Source organism: Pantoea sp. Seng, assembly GCF_009829935.1.
GTDB classification, from domain to species: domain Bacteria; phylum Pseudomonadota; class Gammaproteobacteria; order Enterobacterales; family Enterobacteriaceae; genus Pantoea; species Pantoea communis.
This window is the reverse complement of the sequence record NZ_SZZV01000001.1, coordinates 85,884-104,420: the sequence shown is the minus strand read 5'-3', so window position 1 is coordinate 104,420 and position 18,537 is coordinate 85,884. Positions and strand designations below refer to the sequence as shown.

Sequence of the window (18,537 nt, the reverse complement as noted above, 5' to 3'; positions counted from 1 at the left end):
ACGATGAACTCAATCGTTGATAACCCAACGATGCGTCCAGGCAGCAAGCAGTTCGGCTGGGACATTTTCAACGATGACCTCATCGGCACCTTGCCACTGTGCAAAGCGACTGATGGCTTTTTGCACATCATTCATAAAGGCTTGGGTAACACGCACGCCGGGCTCAAGCCAAAATGCACGAATAATCAGCTGCTGTGCCTGGCGGTCCATCTTTGCATCAATACGCGCTTTGAGTGCACCTCGGTGTAACACCGGCAGAACAAAGTAACCATAGACGCGCTTCTCAGCAGGGGTATAGCACTCAATGCGGTAATCGAAATTAAACAACTCCAGAGCGCGCCGGCGATCCCATACCACCGGATCGAACGGTGACAACAAGGCCGTGTGGGTGGCGCTGGGCATTTTATCCAGCAGAGGTAACAAGCTCTTATGCAGCCACATCTCACCGAGCTGTTCTACCTCAACGCACACGATTTCGCCTTGTGCTTCGGCATCCTTAATCCAGGATTGCAGGGGTGCACGCTTCAGCCGATAGTAATCGGCCAACCAACTGGCACGAAAAATACCGAGACTGCGGGCACTGTGTCGTAGCATCGCCAGTACCGCATCAGATTCACTCACTGCATGCTGTTCGTCATCCCAATCAGGCATCACGCGGGTGCGCAGATCGTACACCCGCTGGAAGTTACGTCGTTCGACCACCATTAACTCACCTGCGCTGAACAAGTTTTCCAGATGCCGCTTGTGGGGTTTCCAGGCCCACCAGCCGGGTTTAGTGTGCTTATCACTGGTAAAATCAGCCGCGCGTACCGGGCCATTTTCGGCGATGTGATTGAGTAAGGCAGCGATTTCCTGCTGATGTTCGTTTACCCACTGCTCGTTATATTTCCATCCCAGCCGCTGCGGCTCCAGCATGCGATGGCGTAGCAACGGGTAATCTTCGAAGGGGATGAAACAGGCTTCGTGCGCCCAATACTCAAAAAGCGCACCGGAGGCCAATGTTTCTTCCAGCCACTGTGTGGGATAAGCGCCAAGGCGGCTGAACAGCACCAGATAAGGGCTACGGGCGACGACATTGATGGTGTCGATTTGCAGTAATGACATCTGCCGCACGCAGGCATGGATATCGGACAGGCGGGCGCGGCGGCTCGGTGGGCGTAACAACCCCTGAGCAGCCAGGTGTAAATGACGAGCAGTTTGGAGTGAAAGGGAAGATGTTGTGGTCATGACTCGATTCCCTTTGAGCAGGTTTAGCGCGAACGGGTGTCGCGCGCAGTCGTGCAGAGTTGGGTCACATCGGCGAGTAAAGCATCCAGGGACGCCCCCGACAGATCGGCATCAACCGGTAGATACCACCAGTTGTCACGTGCAAAACTACGGCATTTCACTGCGTCTTTTTCGGTCATCAGCAGGCATTGATGAGTCTGCGTCAAACGCTGTAACTCTTCTTTGCTATAAGCATGGTGATCGGCAAACGCGATTTCTGCCACCGGCTGGATGCCTTGCTGTTGCAGCGTTTTGAAGAACCGCGGGGGATGCCCAATGCCGGCCATCGCCACCGTTTCTGGCAATTGATCGAGGTTGGCTGTCTCACCGTTCACCAGATTGATCGCCTTGCCGGGACGCAACGTCATGGCGATCTCACCGGCTTGCGCCTCTCCACCATTGACGATGATGGCATTGACGCTTTGCAGCCGGGATGCGCGCTCACGCATCGGACCTGCGGGCAGCCACCAGCCATTACCGAAGCGACGGACACCATCCACTACCACAATTTCACGATCGCGCTGCAACGCGTAATGTTGCAGCCCGTCGTCGGTAATAATCACATCCAGTTCCTGTGCGGCCAGCAGTCCTTCTACCGCCATACGGCGTTGAGGCGCGACGGCTACCGGCGCCTGAGTACGCTGCGCGATTAATACCGGCTCGTCGCCGGCTTGTGATGTCGGGGTATCGGCCGTCACCAGCAGTGGATAACGCTCAGCCTTTCCACCATAGCCGCGTGAGACAACGCCAACGCGCAGGCCACGCTGTTGCAGTGCCTGAACCAGCCAAATCACCACCGGCGTTTTACCGTTGCCGCCAGCCGTCAGATTACCTACCACAATCACCGGACAGGGCGCACGCCAGCTTTTACGCCAGCCACGCTGATAGCTGAGGCGAATCAAACTGCTGATTGCGCCATACAGCAAACTCAGTGGCCACAATAGCAGCCACAGTGGCGAGCGCCCGCTCCAGATGCGTTCAATCATTGACCAAACTGCAGTTTGTGAAGCTGTGCATAGGCACCCTTTTCGGCCAGCAACACGCTGTGCGTACCGCGTTCAACGATACGACCATCCTCAACGACCACGATTTCATCGGCTTTTTCGATGGTCGACAGGCGGTGCGCAATCACTAGCGAAGTGCGGTTTTTCTGCAGCTCATCCAGTGCGGCCTGAATCGCGCGCTCGGATTCGGTATCCAGTGCTGAGGTCGCTTCATCAAGGATCAGAATCGGGCAATCACGCAGCAATGCGCGCGCGATGGCGATACGTTGACGCTGGCCACCTGACAGCAACACGCCGTTCTCACCAATCACGGTATCCAGACCGTTATCCATCTTCTTAATAAAGTCCATGGCGTGCGCCATAGTCGCTGCCTGTTCAATCTGCTCGCGGGTGTATTCTCCATTGCGTGCATAAGCAATGTTATTGGCAATGGTGTCGTTGAACAGATGAACATTCTGAGATACCAGCGCCACCTGATTACGCAGCGAACGCAGGGTGTATTCACGCAGATCGTGGCCATCCAGCAGAATTTCACCGGAGTCGATATCGTAGAAACGGGTCAATAGGCTCGCCATGGTCGATTTACCCGATCCTGAGCGTCCTACCAATGCCACGGTTTTGCCCTCGGGCAGTGACAGATTGATATCACGCAGCGCCGGGACTTCACGGCCAGGATAGGTAAAGGTCACATTGCGGAATTCGACATCGCCTTTGGCACGCGTGATTTCACGCTTGCCATTATCGATTTCCTGTTCGCTATCCAGAATTGAGAACAAGGTCTGACAAGCAGCCATACCGCGCTGGAACTGGGCATTGACGTTAGTCAGCGACTTCAGTGGACGCATCAAGGCAATCATCGATGAGAACACCACAGTGATGGTACCGGCGGTGAGAGTTTCCATCACGCTGGGGAAACTGGCGGCGTAGAGCACAAATGCCAGTGCCAGAGAAGCAATCAGCTGAATGACCGGATCGGAAATGGAAGATGCCGAAACCAGTTTCATGCCCTGCTGGCGCATTTTGTTGCTCACCTGGGAGAAACGCTGTGCTTCAACATCCTGACCACCAAAGATCAGCACCTCTTTGTGCCCTTTCAGCATCTGTTCAGCACTGGTGGTGACTTGTCCCATGGTGTTCTGCATGTTTTTACTGATGCTGCGGAAGCGTTTGGACACTGTGCGAATCGCAAAGGAAACAATTGGCGCAAGGACAATCAAAATTAATGACAGCTGCCAGCTGTAGTAGAACATCATGATAAACAGGCCGATGATCGAGGCGCCTTCACGTACGACCGTCACCAGTGCACTGGAAGAGGACGAAGCAACCTGCTCGGAATCATAAGTGATGCGTGACAGCAATGTGCCGGTTGATTGCTGGTCAAAGAACGCCACGGGCATGCCCATCATGTGACCAAACAAGCGGCGGCGCATATTCATGACCACGTTGCCCGATACCCAAGAGATGCAATAACTGGAGATGTAGCTGGTCACGCCACGCACCAGCATCAGGCCAATCACCACCAGTGGCATCCAAAGCATGACGGAGCGGTCGGCCTTGCCGAAGCCATCATCCAGTAAAGGTTTCAACAGCGACAGCATTAAGGTATCGCCGGCCGCATTGAGAATCAGCGCCACCGCAGACACAAACAGTCCTGCTTTGTGCGGCGCAATCATCGGCCAGAGTCGGCGGAACGTCTGCCACGTTGAGAGATCTTTGTCTTGATGCATTATTTATTCACGCTGTTTGAAATAGCCGCTCATTCTACCTGGATTCACGTTTGACGCCAAACCACTGATGATACCAGCGAGGTTTTATTTGCTCCCTCAATCCCTTGATCTGCCATTCACCCTGCCGAATACCAATGTGGACCTGCCCGGATTGTGCCGTGTCATACCAGAGATAGCCCTGCTGGCGATAGCGTTCAACCACCGCTACGGCAGGCATGCGCCAGGCGTTATAGCGCGCCACCGACGCCACCGCGCCCTTTCCTGCAACACTACGTAACAGTAAAGGCCCCGAAGAGGTTCGGCTACCATGATGAGGGACCTGCATTAACGTGCTGGTGAGCTGGGTTTTCTCTAATGCCACCAATTTTCTTTCTGCTTCTGACTCAATATCCCCGGTGAGCAGCAGGCTGACAGCTCCATCGTCTACGCGTACGACACAAGAGTCATTATTTTGCCCTTGCGTATTCCCTGCGGGCGGCCAGAGTGCCGTAAAGGTCAGTTTGCCCCATTGCCACTGCTCTCCTCGCTGACAGGGTAAATGTCCCGCTTCACCCAATGCACTGCGGATCATCATATTGGGATTTGCCTGATGCAGTGAATTCAGCCCACCCCGATGATCCAGATGCTTATGACTTACCACCACCGTGTTTAGCTGTCGTCCCTTATACAGTAACCATGGCAGTATCACACGCGCGCCCGCATCATCTTCATTCCAGCGTGGACCCGCATCGTACAACACCACTTCATTACCCTGTGTAATCGCGATCGCCAGACCATGGCCCACATCCAGCACATCAATCTGCCAGTCATCTTGTTCAGACTGATGACGCCATAACAGAAATGCCAGTGCGCAGCCGCAGCAAAGCATCAGCGTGTTATTCAGCAAACCACTGCGCCACATAAATAAACCGCCCCATAGCAGGGCCACTGCCGGCAAGGCATCATTTAACGGCCACCATCCTGCTGGCAAGTATGCCAGGCCCTGCATCACCTGATTGACAGAAAAATCCGCCAACCGCCACAGTACCGAAGCGATGGGTTGTATGGGCAGCAAAAGCGCCAGCAGTATCAATGGCACGGTGAAAAGCGATACCACAGGCACCGCGATGAGGTTAGCGGCCAGTGCACTGAGGCTGATTCCCTGAAATAAAAAAATCTGCAGAGGAGCCATCAGTATCATCATGCCGAGCTGTAAGTGCAGCAATCTCAGCGGCAGCCAGCGCCAGGCCTGACGGTATCGATCCGGCAAGGCAAACCACTGGAACCAGATGATTAACATGGCGACGGCAAGAGCAGAGAGCCAAAAGCTTTCAGATAAGACGGTGAGGGGATCAAGCCAAAGCAGTACACCCATGCACAGTGTCCAAATCTGCCAGCCTGTTAACTGCCAGCCAGCGATTCTTATCGTTGTCCACATTAGTAGCGCGACCAGCGCGCGCTGTGCTGGTGCATGGCTGCCCGACAGCCAGCAGTAGATTGTCGCGGTAATGATGCTCCCCATTAGTGGCAGCAGATAACCGATGGTGTGCGCAGGCTGCAGCAGCTGCAAGCCACGTACTATCATCCAGCCAACGCTGGCCGCTAGCGCAATATGCATACCGGAAATCGCCATTAAGTGTGCGGTTCCGGTCTCACGTAATAATTGTCGCTGGGTTTTGGTCATGTTCTCACGTTCGCCAAAAGCCAGCGCCTGCAAAATGGCCGGTTGTTGCAGGTGTTCAAAAAGAGGTTGATGATGGCGCATAACCTGCGTTCGCAAATTACAATCTACCGATTCCGCCAGCTGGTTAATGATTCTCCCCTGCAAAGGTGTGTGGTTTGCCAGCGCAAAACGTTGGGCATCAAACCCGCCTTCATTCAAGCGACCATGCACTGCACGCAAGCGTAAGGTCATTTTCCAGCGTTGCCCTGCACAATACCCCGATTCACCTGGCTCCGCATTGATACTGACAAACAACGGCGGGAACTGATATCGCTCACCCACACGGATAATCTGGGCTTTAAATTGCTGTTGATTTTCCTTCACATCAACAATACGCAGCGTCACTTCGGCTGGCGCCATTGAAAGCTGGTCAATCACATTCAGCATCTGTCTCGCTTCCAGTAGCGCCCACGCCAGAAGCAGGATACCCATGCCAATAAGACGCAGCCCATCCCAAGGCAGGGATGCCACAATAAGTGCTAGTAGCACCATCACAGCGATCATTTCCATGGTCGGTATTTGAGGTAACAAACCCAATGGTAGCGCCGCCAGGATCATGATTCTGGCTACTGTAATCCCTGTTATACGCATCACTTTTCTCCCGCAATGGGCACCAGTTTGCGTGCAATTGGCAGGAATAGCTTTCAGGAATGGGGAGAGCTGGATTGCGGATGCCAAAAAATCGAAGTGGCTTTCATTGTTGATGTGGGTTTAGGAATCAGATTCACAACAACGAATTTAGAGCAAAAAAAAACGACACCCAGAGGTGTCGCTTTGTCGTTCGGTAACGGCTTAGCCGTAGATATTTGCACGGTCACGCAATTCTTTGCCCGGCTTGAAGTGGGGAACGTATTTACCTTCCAGATCCACTTTGTCGCCCGTTTTCGGGTTACGACCAGTGCGCGGTGCGCGGTAATGCAAAGAAAAGCTGCCGAATCCCCGGATTTCAATGCGCTCGCCCTGTGCCAACGTGGTGGCCATGTGCTCAAGCATCTCTTTAACTGCATCCTCAACGACTTTCGCCGGAATATGAGTATGCTGTCCAGCAAGTCTTTCAATAAGTTCTGACTTGGTCATGTAACCTCCGGTTAATCCTTAATGGGAAAGGTATGACAGCTTTTACCGAAACCGGACGACTTACATCGTCCGGTGCCTCGGGTCGATTACTCGCCTTTAGCCGCTTTGAACGCTTCAGCCATAGCGCTAGAGAAGTTGCTTTCTTCCTGTTTGGTGTTAACAGTGTTGATAGCTTCTTTCTCATCAGCCTGGTCTTTAGCACGAACAGACAGGCTTACAACGCGGTTCTTACGGTCAACGCCGGTGAACTTAGCTTCAACGTCGTCACCAACACTCAGAACCAGAGTTGCGTCTTCGATACGGTCCAGTGAAGCTTCTGAAGCGCGCAGGTAACCTTCAACGCCATCAGCCAATTCTACTGTAGCACCTTTAGCGTCTACTGCAGTTACTTTACCGTTAACGATAGCGCCTTTCTTGTTCAGGGTGATGTAGTTGTTGAATGGATCTTCAGCCAACTGCTTCACGCCCAGAGAGATGCGCTCGCGCTCTGCATCAACCTGCAGTACAACAGCAGCGATTTCGTCGCCTTTTTTGTACTCACGAACGGCTTCTTCGCCAGTCGCGTTCCAGGAGATGTCTGACAGGTGAACCAGACCGTCGATGCCACCGTCCAGGCCGATGAAGATACCGAAGTCAGTGATTGACTTGATTTTACCTTCAACGCGATCGCCTTTGTTGTGGGTCTCAGCGAACTGCTGCCATGGGTTGTTTTTGCACTGCTTCAGACCCAGGGAGATACGACGACGTTCTTCGTCGATGTCCAGAACCATAACTTCAACAACATCGCCCACGTTAACAACTTTAGATGGGTGAATGTTTTTGTTGGTCCAGTCCATTTCAGAAACGTGTACCAGACCTTCAACGCCTTCTTCGATTTCAACGAAGCAGCCGTAATCAGTCAGGTTGGTTACACGGCCAGTCAGCTTGGTGCCTTCTGGGTAACGCTTAGCGATAGCAACCCATGGATCTTCGCCCAGCTGTTTCAGGCCCAGAGATACACGAGTACGCTCGCGGTCGAACTTCAGCACTTTAACAGTGATTTCGTCGCCCACGTTGACGATTTCGCTTGGATGCTTAACGCGTTTCCAGGCCATATCGGTGATGTGCAGCAGGCCGTCAACGCCACCCAGGTCCACGAATGCGCCGTAGTCAGTGAGGTTCTTAACGATACCTTTAACTTCCATGCCTTCCTGCAGGTTTTCCAGCAGCTGATCGCGTTCAGCGCTGTTTTCAGATTCGATAACTGCGCGGCGAGAAACCACCACGTTGTTACGTTTCTGATCAAGCTTGATAACTTTGAACTCAAGCTCTTTGCCTTCCAGGTGCAGAGTATCGCGAACCGGACGAACGTCAACCAGTGAACCTGGCAGGAACGCACGAATACCGTTCAGCTCAACTGTGAAGCCACCTTTAACTTTGCCGTTGATAACACCGGTAACAGTTTCAGCTTCTTCGTAAGCTTTTTCCAGCGTGATCCAAGCTTCGTGACGCTTAGCTTTCTCACGAGACAGCAGGGTTTCACCGAAGCCGTCTTCAACTGCGTCAAGCGCAACGTCAACTTCGTCGCCAACCTGGATTTCCAGTTCGCCGGCTGCGTTCTTGAACTGCTCTGCAGGAATTGCAGACTCAGATTTCAGACCCGCATCAACCAGGACTACGTCTTTATCGATAGAGACAACAACGCCACGAACGATGGAACCCGGACGGGTTTCGATTTCTTTCAGTGATTCTTCAAATAGTTGAGCAAAAGATTCAGTCATATTGATAATCTTAGGATTCTTCAATTTAACGTCCACCTGACGTCATTGTCGGATGGGGTTGTTTCACATGCCCAGCACCGGATCCGTGGTACAGGGTTACTACAATTCAGTTACCGAATAGATTAAATGCCCAGCTTTTGGCGGGCATAATCAAGTGCCTTTTCAATCACTTGCTCAATGGACATACTGGTTGAATCCAGCACCAGAGCATCAGCGGCAGGCACTAAAGGCGCAATTGCACGATTACGATCGCGGTCGTCGCGTTCCTTTATCTCGGATAAAAGGCGATCAAAGTTAACATTAAAGCCCTTCTCCTGCAACTGTAGCATACGACGGTGAGCACGCTCTTCCGAACTTGCATCCAGGAAGATTTTTACCGGTGCATCGGGGAATACCACGGTGCCCATATCGCGGCCATCCGCAATCAAACCCGGCTCTTCACGGAATGCTCGCTGGCGACGCAGCAGCGCTTCACGCACGCGTGGGAAAGCAGCAACCCGCGAAGCCGTATTGCTCACTTCCTGCGTACGGATTTCACCGGTCACATCCTCACCTTCCAAAATGACCTGCATTTCGCCTTCAACAGACAAGAAACGCACGTCGAGGTGAGCCGCCATAGGCACTAATGCTTCTTCGGATTCAATATCCACCTGATGATGAAGTGCAGCCAATGCAAGTACGCGATAAATGGCACCAGAATCCAGCAAGTGCCACTGCAATGACTCCGCCATCGCTTTACACAAAGTCCCTTTACCTGCGCCACTTGGGCCATCAATGGTAATTACCGGGGCGATTGCCGTCATTGTTCTCTCCTGTTGCTGCGTGCTTATTATCAGCCTTCTTGGCTGTTTGAATGCGCGGCATTATACGCTGCCCGCGTCAGGTTAGTTACCCTTTAGCGTAGACAGCGCCAGAATTTTCGACAGATTCAGAAGAATTTCCGCCCAACAAGACCAGAAGAGAGCGAGGAAACCCGGCACAAGCGTACCGGGTAGCGTGATTAAGAGGTCTGGCTGATTTTCGCCAACTGCTGGAAGTAATCCGGGAAGGTTTTCGCCGTGCAGCCAGGTTCAAGAATGGTGACAGGCGTGTCCGATAACGCCACCAGCGCAAAGCACATCGCCATGCGGTGATCGTTATAAGTGCCAATATCCGCATGCTGAAGCTGAGCCGGTGGAGTGACACGAATGAAATCGTGACCTTCTTCTACTTCCGCACCCACTTTGCGCAATTCGGTCGCCATCGCCGCTAAGCGGTCAGTCTCTTTCACACGCCAGTTGTAGATATTTCGCATCAAGGTGGTGCCTTCCGCGAACAACGCCGTGGTGGCAATGGTCATCGCCGCATCTGGAATATGGTTCATGTCCATATCAATCGCGGTCAGAGAACCTCGTGTGCAGGCAATATAGTCATCACCCCACTCGATCACCGCACCCATTTTTTCCAGCACATCAGCAAAGCGGATGTCGCCCTGAACGCTGTTGCGGCCAATCCCGGTTACGCGAACCGTTCCACCTTTAATGGCGGCGGCGGCGAGGAAATAAGAGGCAGAAGAGGCATCGCCCTCCACCAGATAATCGCCCGGAGATTGATACTGCTGCTGGCCTTTCACCACAAAGCGCTGGTAGTTCTGGTTATCGACTTCGACACCAAAACAACGCATCAGGTGCAGTGTAATATCAATGTACGGCTTAGAAACCAGATCACCTTTGATGGTAATCACAGTGTCTTTCGGTGCCAGCGGAGCGGTCATTAGCAATGCGGTCAGGAACTGGCTAGAAACACTACCGTCCACACTGACATCGCCACCTACAAACCCGCCGTTCAGACGCAGCGGCGGATAATCCGTCTGCTCCAGGTAATCAATTTTGGCTCCGCCCTGACGCAACGCATCCACCAGATGACCAATTGGGCGCTCTTTCATGCGGGGTTCGCCAGTCAGCACAATCGACTGTTGACCCAGGCACAGTGCGGCAGCCAGCGGACGCATAGCAGTACCGGCGTTGCCCAGAAAGAGTTCCAGGGCCTGGTCACTGTGCAGCGGACCTGCATTTCCCACCACTTCGCACACGGTACGATCGGCAGAGAGCGTGTAATTGACGCCCAGCGCCTTCAGCGCATTCAGCATGTGTTTAACGTCATCGCTGTCCAGCAAATTGGTCAGGCGAGTCGTGCCGTTGGCCAGCGCGGCCAATAACAATGCGCGGTTAGAAACGCTTTTTGAACCCGGTAAGTTTACCGTGCCGTCAACGCGAGCAATCGGTTGTAGAGTCAGGGAGTCCTGCATGTGAAACCAAATCTCCAGAAAAGACAAAACCCCGTTGTTTAACGGGGCCAGTGGCCAGCCAGGCTGGCCGATGATGAGTAATTAGCCGTGACGACGTTCGAAGTCGATCATGAACTCAGTCAGGGCTTTCACCCCTTCCAGCGGCATCGCATTGTAGATCGACGCACGCATACCGCCAACCACGCGGTGTCCTTTCAGTGCATGCAGGCCTGCCTGCAGAGACTCGTCCAGGAACACTTTATCCAGCGCGGCATCAGCCAGCTGGAACGGCACGTTCATACGTGAACGGTTAGCAGCGGCAACATCGTTACGGTAGAAGCTGCTGTTATCAATGACGCCATAGAGCAGGTCTGCTTTCGCCTGATTGACCTTATCCATCTCAGCAACACCGCCCTTCTCTTTCAGCCATTTGAATACCAGACCAGAGAGGTACCAGGCAAAAGTCGGCGGTGTGTTGAACATGGATTCGTTTTCAGCCAGCACCTTGTAATCAAGGATAGAAGGCACATAACGCTGCGCTTTGCCCAGCAGATCCTCACGCACCACCACCAGCGTTAATCCCGCTGGACCGATGTTTTTCTGTGCGCCTGCGTAGATCACACCGTAACGGCTGACATCGATTGGGCGAGACATAATGGTTGAAGAAAGATCAGCCACCACGACTTTGTCACCAAAGTCAGGCTCTTCATCGATAGCAATACCATCAATGGTTTCATTCGGGCAGAAATGCACATAGGCGGCATCATCGTTCAACTGCCATTCACGCATTGGTAACAAAGCACGCTTACCGTCAAGCGTGGTTTTGACGTCGATGGTGTTCGGGGTGCAATATTTTTCCGCTTCTTTGATCGCGCTGTGTGCCCAGTAACCACCATCAATGTAGTCAGCGGATTTCGCATCACCTAACAGGTTACCCGGGATAGCTGCGAACTGCGCGCGAGCGCCACCATGGCAGAATAAAACTTTGTAGTTCGATGGGATCTTCAGCAGATCGCGAAAATCCTGTTCTGCGGCTTCAGCGACAGCAATGAACTCTTTACTGCGATGGCTGATCTCCATTACAGAGGTGCCTAATCCTTGCCAGTTTGTCAGTTCTTGTTCTGCACGACGGAGCACTTCTACCGGCAGCATCGCTGGGCCGGAGCTAAAATTATAAACCTGCGTCATTTCCCCTCACCACTGTCATATCGAACGGTTATGAATACCGTATCGGTTTTATCATTGCCTCCGAATGGCTGCAATCATTAATCCGATAGCGATCACAATTCCGGGGCGGGCTCCACCGCAGCTTATGTCATAAATGCAATAAGCCACGGAATTTTGTGAGGGAAATTCCCGATGTAAAATCAGAATGCTGCCAGGTGATGAAATAGCCATGACAATACCGCGATAAATTTAGACCACTGAATAGCGAAGCAGGCGCAAAACCCGTATCATTGCGCGCTTTACGCCCACCCCATCGACTTGAGAGAGCGCCAACATGACGCAAACGTTTATTCCAGGAAAAGACGCCGCACTGGAAGACTCCATCGCACGTTTCCAGCACAAACTGCAGGACCTGGGCTTCAACATTGAAGAAGCCTCCTGGCTGAACCCGGTTCCACACGTCTGGTCTGTGCATATCCGCGATCGCGACTGCCCGCTGTGCTTTACCAATGGTAAAGGTGCCAGTAAGAAAGCGGCACTGGCTTCGGCGTTAGGCGAATATTTTGAGCGTCTCTCAACCAACTACTTCTTCGCCGATTTCTGGCTCGGTCAGTCCATCGCCAACGGCGATTTCGTTCACTACCCGAATGAGAAGTGGTTCCCATTGACCGACGATGACAGTTTGCCAGCAGGGATTCTGGATGCGCGTCTGCAGAAATTTTACGATCCAGAAGATAGTCTGAGCGCCTCAGATCTGATTGACCTGCAGTCAGGTAATGTTGACCGTGGTATCTGCGGCCTGCCATTTACTCGTCAATCCGACCAGCAGACGGTGTACATCCCGATGAACATCATCGGCAACCTGTATGTTTCTAACGGCATGTCTGCCGGTAACACCGCGAATGAAGCGCGTGTACAAGGCCTGTCTGAAGTCTTTGAGCGCCACATCAAAAACCGCATTATCGCTGAGTCAATTAGCCTGCCAGAAATTCCCGCTGAAGTGATGCAGCGTTACCCCGGCGTGATTGAGGCGATTGAACGTCTGGAAGCCGAAGGTTTCCCGATCTTCTCCTACGATGCTTCACTGGGCGGCAAGTACCCGGTTATCTGCGTAGTGTTGTTTAACCCGGCCAACGGCACTTGCTTTGCTTCATTCGGCGCGCACCCTGACTTTGGTGTGGCATTGGAACGTACCGTTACTGAACTGCTCCAGGGCCGTGGGCTGAAAGACCTGGATGTCTTCACCCCACCGACCTTTGATGATGAAGAAGTGGCTGAACACGCCAACCTGGAAACCCACTTTATCGATTCCAGTGGTTTAATCTCCCGGGACATGTTCAAAGATGATGCGGATTATCCTTTCGTCGACTGGAGTTTCTCAGGCAGCACGCACGAAGAGTTTGATACGCTGATGGCTATCTTCCGCGCGGAAGGTCAAGAGGTTTACATCGCGGATTATGAGCATCTGGGCGTTTACGCCTGCCGTATCATCGTACCGGGCATGTCAGATATTTATCCGGCAGAAGACCTGTTATTGGCCAACAACAGCATGGGCGCGCCGCTGCGTGAAACGTTGCTGGCGCTGCCAGCCAGTGAGTGGGAACCGGAGGCGTATCTGAACCTCATCGAGCAGTTGGATGAAGAAGGTCATGACGACTTCACTCGCGTCCGTGAGCTGCTGGGTCTGGCGTCAGGTAAAGACAATGGCTGGTACACCCTACGTATTGGCGAGCTGAAAGCCATGCTGGCATTGGCGGGCGGAGATTTGGATCAGGCTCTGATCTGGACGGAATGGACCATGGAGTTCAACCAGTCAATCTTCAGCCCTGAACGCGCCAACTATTACCGTTGCCTGCAAACCCTACTGTTGCTCGCCATGGAAGAAGAACGCGATCCTCTGCAATATCATCGTGCCTTTGTGCGGATGTATGGCGAAGCCGCCGTTGATGCCGCTTCTGCAGCGATCAGCGGTGAAGCGCCATTCTACGGCTTGCAGGCAGTGGACCTCGATCTCAAAGCCTTCCCGGCTCATCAGGCCCTGCTGGCCGCCTACGAAAAACTGCAGGCAGCAAAACGTAACTATTGGTCAAAGTAATATTCACGGGCGCTTAGCGCGATATTTTTGCTAACGTTGAGAATGGCACTGATTAATCCCGGTGCCATTTTTTGCTTCAAATTGTCATACTCAACATTGAATATTGATAATTAACAATTCAGTTTCATTGATTAAACTGAATTAACATTAAGTCAATTTCAAAGACCCTCATTAAACTTATTTTGTATAAATTAAAAATTTTTTAGTTGTTATAATTCAAATTGTTACATGCGAATTTCATAGTTTAACGCCTCGCTTATCCCGTACCTCCCTGCCATTTATGATCCACATCAATTCCTGACCTATACTCCTTTGTTAGTATCTTTACAGACAATTTCAGGAGAGCGTTAGTGTGAAAGCTGACAACCCTTTTAATGCATTATTACCCGCGGCCATGGCGAAAGTTGCTGAAGATGCCGGCGTCTATAAAGCCACTAAACATCCTTTAACCACCTTCTTCTTAGCCATCACTGCTGGCGTATTTATTTCTATCGCATTTGTTTTCTACATTACTGCCACCACCGGTAGTGGCGCGATGCCCTATGGTATTGCGAAACTGATTGGCGGTATCTGCTTCTCTCTGGGTTTGATGCTGGTTGTGGTATGTGGCGCGGACCTTTTCACTTCGACGGTTTTGATTGTGGTGGCGAAAGCCAGCGGGCGCATCACCTGGATGCAACTCGGTCGTCATTGGCTGAATGTCTATATCGGTAACCTGTTTGGTGCGCTGTTCTTTGTCGCGCTGATTTGGTTAGCAGGTGAACATATGGTTGCCAACGGTGCGTGGGGGTTGAACGTCCTGCAAACCGCCGATCACAAAATGCATCACACGTTTATTGAGGCCGTTAGCCTCGGCACACTGGCTAATCTGATGGTTTGCCTGGCCGTATGGATGAGTTACTCCGGCCGCAGTCTGTTTGACAAAATGTTTGCCATGATATTGCCGGTCGGGATGTTCGTTGCCAGCGGATTTGAGCACAGCATCGCCAACATGTTTTTAATCCCTATGGCCATTGTCATTCGCGACTTCGCCAGCCCGGAATTCTGGCAACTGGCCGGCTCCAGCGCCGCACAGTTCCCCTCTCTCAGCGTTGGCGACTTTATTGTTAACAACCTTATTCCCGTGACAATCGGCAACATTATCGGCGGCGGATTGTTAGTCGGTTTGACCTACTGGGTCATCTATCTTCGTGGTGATGAGCCGGTTCACTAAGCAATTGATACGGGCGTGCTCAAGGGCACGTCATCGTCAGAGTCTCCCTAAATAAGGCAGGTATATCATGTCCGAACTTAACGAAAAAATGGCGTCAGCCTGGGAAGGATTTAGCGCCGGCGAATGGCAGAACGGTGTCAACGTCCGTGACTTTATCCAGAAAAACTACACCCCCTATGAAGGTGACGAATCTTTCCTCGCAGGCGCCACACCCGCCACCACTAAACTGTGGGACAGCGTGCTGGAAGGTATAAAGATTGAGAACCGCACCCATGCACCGGTTGATTTCGATACCGACCTGGCTTCTACCATCACGTCACATGATGCGGGTTATATCAATAAATCGCTGGAGACCATCGTAGGTCTGCAGACTGAAGCTCCACTAAAACGCGCCATTATCCCGTTTGGCGGCATCAAAATGGTCGAGGGCTCTTGTAAGGTTTATGGCCGTGAACTCGACCCAGCGCTGAAAAAAGTCTTCACCGACTATCGTAAAACTCATAACCAGGGTGTGTTCGATGTCTATACCCCTGATATTCTGCGCTGCCGTAAATCCGGTGTCTTAACCGGTCTGCCAGATGCTTATGGTCGTGGTCGTATCATCGGTGACTATCGCCGCGTGGCGCTGTACGGCATCGATTATCTAATGAAAGATAAAGTGGCGCAGTTCAATTCACTGCAAAGCGATATGGAAAATGGTGTCAATCTTGAAGCCACCATCCGCCTGCGTGAAGAAATCTCCGAGCAACACCGTGCGCTTGGCCAGATTAAAGAAATGGCTGCCAAATACGGCTCTGATATTTCTCTGCCCGCTACCACAGCGCAAGAGGCTGTACAGTGGACCTACTTCGGCTATCTGGCCGCGGTGAAATCACAGAACGGCGCCGCGATGTCATTCGGTCGCGTATCCACCTTCCTCGATGTTTATATCGACCGTGATATTAAAGCGGGCAAACTGACTGAAGAAGGCGCGCAGGAGTTAATTGACCACCTGGTGATGAAACTGCGTATGGTACGTTTCCTGCGCACTCCAGAATATGACGAACTGTTCTCAGGTGACCCAATCTGGGCAACCGAGTCTCTGGCCGGTATGGGTGTCGATGGCCGTACTTTAGTCACCAAAAGTACCTTCCGCTTCCTGAATACCTTGTACACCATGGGCCCATCACCGGAACCTAACATGACCATTCTGTGGTCAGAAAAGCTGCCGGTTAACTTTAAGAAATATGCGGCCAAAGTCTCTATCGATACGTCTTCATTGCAGTATGAGAATGACGATCTGATGCGTCCTGACTTTGATAACGATGACTACGCGATCGCCTGCTGTGTGAGCCCAATGATTGTCGGCAAACAGATGCAGTTCTTCGGCGCCCGCGCCAACCTCGCTAAAACACTGCTGTATGCAATCAACGGTGGCGTGGACGAAAAACTGAAAATGCAGGTTGGCCCGAAAGAAGCGCCAATCACTGATGAAATTCTGGATTTCGACACGGTGATGGCACGTCTGGATCACTTCATGGATTGGCTGGCTAAACAGTATGTCACCTCATTGAATATCATCCATTACATGCATGATAAGTACAGCTATGAAGCTTCACTGATGGCGCTGCATGACCGTGACGTCTATCGCACCATGGCGTGTGGTATCGCAGGCTTGTCAGTGGCGGCGGATTCCCTGTCTGCCATTAAATATGCCAAAGTAAAAGCCGTGCGTGATGCGGATGGTCTGGCCGTAGATTTCGAGATTGAAGGCGAGTATCCGCAGTTTGGTAACAACGATTCACGCGTCGATGATATGGCGTGTGACCTGGTTGAACGTTTCATGAAGAAAATTCAGAAACTGCAAACCTATCGTAATGCAGTACCTACCCAGTCGGTGCTGACCATCACCTCTAACGTGGTGTACGGTAAGAAAACCGGTAACACCCCTGATGGTCGTCGTGCAGGTGCGCCATTCGGTCCAGGTGCTAACCCTATGCACGGTCGCGATCAGAAAGGTGCCGTTGCCTCACTGACCTCTGTTGCCAAACTGCCGTTTGCTTACGCGAAAGATGGTATTTCCTATACCTTCTCCATCGTGCCAAATGCACTGGGTAAAGATGACAACGTGCGTAAAACCAACCTTGCGGGCCTGATGGATGGTTACTTCCACCATGAAGCCAATATCGAGGGCGGTCAGCACCTTAACGTCAACGTCATGAACCGTGAGATGCTGCTGGATGCGATGGAACATCCGGAGAAATATCCACAGCTGACCATTCGTGTTTCCGGTTATGCTGTGCGCTTTAACTCGCTGACCAAAGAGCAGCAGCAGGATGTGATTACCCGTACGTTCACTCAGTCCCTGTAATCCTCCCTGAAATGTAAAGGCTCCTGCGGGAGCCTTTTCTCCACAAGTCTGTTTTGCCAGTTTGCTTTCGCTGGCAGCCTGGCAAAATCGACTTTAATCCAAGAGCACAACACAGATTGTGCCGCCTGTTGTTAAGGCTAACCCGGAGAATACATCGCAATGTCAACCATCGGTCGTATCCACTCATTCGAATCCTGCGGCACCGTTGACGGTCCCGGCATCCGTTTTATCACCTTCTTTCAGGGCTGCCTGATGCGCTGCCTCTACTGCCATAATCGCGATACCTGGGACACGCATGGAGGTAAAGAAGTCACGGTGGATGACCTGATGAAAGATGCACTGTCGTATCGTCACTTTATGAATGCCTCTGGCGGAGGAGTAACGGCATCAGGTGGGGAAGCGATCTTACAAGCCGAGTTTGTGCGTGATTGGTTCCGTGCCTGTAAGGCAGAAGGCATTCACACCTGCCTGGATACCAACGGCTTTGTACGTCGTTACGATCCAGTGATCGACGAACTGCTGGATGCCACCGATCTGGTGATGCTCGACCTAAAACAAATCAATGATGATGTGCACCAGATTCTGGTTGGCGTCTCTAATCATCGCACCCTCGATTTCGCGCGCTATCTGCAGAAGAAAGGCAAACGTACCTGGATTCGCTTTGTCGTGGTGCCTGGCTATTCCGATGATGATGACTCTGCCCATCGCCTCGGCGAATTTACGAAGGATATGGAGAACGTCGAGAAGATTGAGCTGCTACCCTACCATGAACTGGGCAAGCACAAATGGATTGCCATGGGTGAAGAGTACAAGCTGGATGGGGTAAAACCACCCAGTAAAGAGACCATGGAACGGGTCAAAAGTATTCTGACAGGATATGGTCACGAAGTGATGTACTGACAAAAAAGGG

Annotated in this window: 13 protein-coding genes; 4 read left to right on the top strand and 9 right to left on the bottom strand. The window is 52.1% G+C overall.

Features of this window, described 5'->3' with window-relative positions; translation table 11 throughout:
- Positions 1-9: 9 nt before the first annotated feature.
- The 9 genes from FD737_RS00455 to serC all read right to left on the bottom strand — a co-directional run bounded on the left by FD737_RS00455 (position 10) and on the right by serC (position 11,990).
- Positions 10-1,227: a winged helix-turn-helix domain-containing protein gene (locus FD737_RS00455; RefSeq protein ID WP_160832432.1), complete on the bottom strand. Its 1,218-nt coding sequence runs from the start codon at positions 1,225-1,227 to the stop codon at positions 10-12.
- 23 nt (positions 1,228-1,250) lie between these two features.
- Positions 1,251-2,252, bottom strand: coding sequence for a tetraacyldisaccharide 4'-kinase (lpxK, locus tag FD737_RS00450; RefSeq protein ID WP_097119322.1), 1,002 nt, complete (start codon positions 2,250-2,252; stop codon positions 1,251-1,253).
- Positions 2,249-3,997, bottom strand: coding sequence for a lipid A ABC transporter ATP-binding protein/permease MsbA (gene msbA / locus FD737_RS00445; RefSeq protein ID WP_097119323.1), 1,749 nt, complete (start codon positions 3,995-3,997; stop codon positions 2,249-2,251). The genes lpxK and msbA overlap by 4 nt, the downstream gene beginning before the upstream one ends.
- A gap of 34 nt (positions 3,998-4,031) precedes the next feature.
- Complete coding sequence (locus tag FD737_RS00440; RefSeq protein ID WP_160832431.1) at positions 4,032-6,290, bottom strand: DNA internalization-related competence protein ComEC/Rec2; 2,259 nt, start codon at positions 6,288-6,290, stop codon at positions 4,032-4,034.
- Positions 6,291-6,491: 201 nt separating this feature from the next.
- Positions 6,492-6,776: an integration host factor subunit beta gene (gene ihfB, locus FD737_RS00435; protein ID WP_003849360.1), complete on the bottom strand. Its 285-nt coding sequence runs from the start codon at positions 6,774-6,776 to the stop codon at positions 6,492-6,494.
- 86 nt (positions 6,777-6,862) lie between these two features.
- A complete protein-coding gene (gene rpsA, locus FD737_RS00430; protein ID WP_034820570.1) occupies positions 6,863-8,536 on the bottom strand; it encodes a 30S ribosomal protein S1 in 1,674 nt (557 codons plus the stop codon).
- A 122-nt stretch (positions 8,537-8,658) separates the two neighbouring features.
- Complete coding sequence (cmk, locus tag FD737_RS00425) at positions 8,659-9,339, bottom strand: (d)CMP kinase (protein WP_034820574.1); 681 nt, start codon at positions 9,337-9,339, stop codon at positions 8,659-8,661.
- A gap of 197 nt (positions 9,340-9,536) precedes the next feature.
- Entirely contained in the window at positions 9,537-10,823 is a 1,287-nt protein-coding gene (aroA, locus tag FD737_RS00420) for a 3-phosphoshikimate 1-carboxyvinyltransferase (protein ID WP_160832430.1), read from the bottom strand.
- A gap of 81 nt (positions 10,824-10,904) precedes the next feature.
- Positions 10,905-11,990 (bottom strand): 3-phosphoserine/phosphohydroxythreonine transaminase, encoded by a 1,086-nt coding sequence (gene serC, locus FD737_RS00415; protein ID WP_160832429.1) that lies wholly within the window; start codon positions 11,988-11,990, stop codon positions 10,905-10,907.
- Positions 11,991-12,303: 313 nt separating this feature from the next.
- Here serC and ycaO point away from each other — a divergent pair, with 313 nt between their 5' ends.
- The 4 genes from ycaO (at position 12,304) to pflA (ending at position 18,527) form a co-directional block, all read left to right on the top strand.
- Positions 12,304-14,064, top strand: coding sequence for a 30S ribosomal protein S12 methylthiotransferase accessory factor YcaO (gene ycaO / locus FD737_RS00410; protein ID WP_160832428.1), 1,761 nt, complete (start codon positions 12,304-12,306; stop codon positions 14,062-14,064).
- Positions 14,065-14,416: 352 nt separating this feature from the next.
- Positions 14,417-15,277, top strand: a complete 861-nt coding sequence (gene focA / locus FD737_RS00405; RefSeq protein ID WP_034820596.1) for a formate transporter FocA — start codon at positions 14,417-14,419, stop codon at positions 15,275-15,277.
- Positions 15,278-15,344: 67 nt separating this feature from the next.
- Positions 15,345-17,627, top strand: a complete 2,283-nt coding sequence (pflB, locus tag FD737_RS00400) for a formate C-acetyltransferase (protein ID WP_097119328.1) — start codon at positions 15,345-15,347, stop codon at positions 17,625-17,627.
- 159 nt (positions 17,628-17,786) lie between these two features.
- Positions 17,787-18,527: a pyruvate formate lyase 1-activating protein gene (gene pflA, locus FD737_RS00395; protein WP_097119329.1), complete on the top strand. Its 741-nt coding sequence runs from the start codon at positions 17,787-17,789 to the stop codon at positions 18,525-18,527.
- The last annotated feature ends 10 nt before the right edge of the window (positions 18,528-18,537 follow it).

What these genes read in the sequence shown, in the direction of transcription:
- FD737_RS00455 (WP_160832432.1), bottom strand. Translation starts at nt 1,227, where the DNA reads ATGACCACAACATCTTCCCTTTCACTCCAAACTGCTCGTCATTTACAC.
- lpxK (WP_097119322.1), bottom strand. Translation starts at nt 2,252, where the DNA reads ATGATTGAACGCATCTGGAGCGGGCGCTCGCCACTGTGGCTGCTATTG.
- msbA (WP_097119323.1), bottom strand. Translation starts at nt 3,997, where the DNA reads ATGCATCAAGACAAAGATCTCTCAACGTGGCAGACGTTCCGCCGACTC.
- FD737_RS00440 (WP_160832431.1), bottom strand. Translation starts at nt 6,290, where the DNA reads ATGCGTATAACAGGGATTACAGTAGCCAGAATCATGATCCTGGCGGCG.
- ihfB (WP_003849360.1), bottom strand. Translation starts at nt 6,776, where the DNA reads ATGACCAAGTCAGAACTTATTGAAAGACTTGCTGGACAGCATACTCAT.
- rpsA (WP_034820570.1), bottom strand. Translation starts at nt 8,536, where the DNA reads ATGACTGAATCTTTTGCTCAACTATTTGAAGAATCACTGAAAGAAATC.
- cmk (WP_034820574.1), bottom strand. Translation starts at nt 9,339, where the DNA reads ATGACGGCAATCGCCCCGGTAATTACCATTGATGGCCCAAGTGGCGCA.
- aroA (WP_160832430.1), bottom strand. Translation starts at nt 10,823, where the DNA reads ATGCAGGACTCCCTGACTCTACAACCGATTGCTCGCGTTGACGGCACG.
- serC (WP_160832429.1), bottom strand. Translation starts at nt 11,990, where the DNA reads ATGACGCAGGTTTATAATTTTAGCTCCGGCCCAGCGATGCTGCCGGTA.
- ycaO (WP_160832428.1), top strand. Translation starts at nt 12,304, where the DNA reads ATGACGCAAACGTTTATTCCAGGAAAAGACGCCGCACTGGAAGACTCC.
- pflB (WP_097119328.1), top strand. Translation starts at nt 15,345, where the DNA reads ATGTCCGAACTTAACGAAAAAATGGCGTCAGCCTGGGAAGGATTTAGC.
- pflA (WP_097119329.1), top strand. Translation starts at nt 17,787, where the DNA reads ATGTCAACCATCGGTCGTATCCACTCATTCGAATCCTGCGGCACCGTT.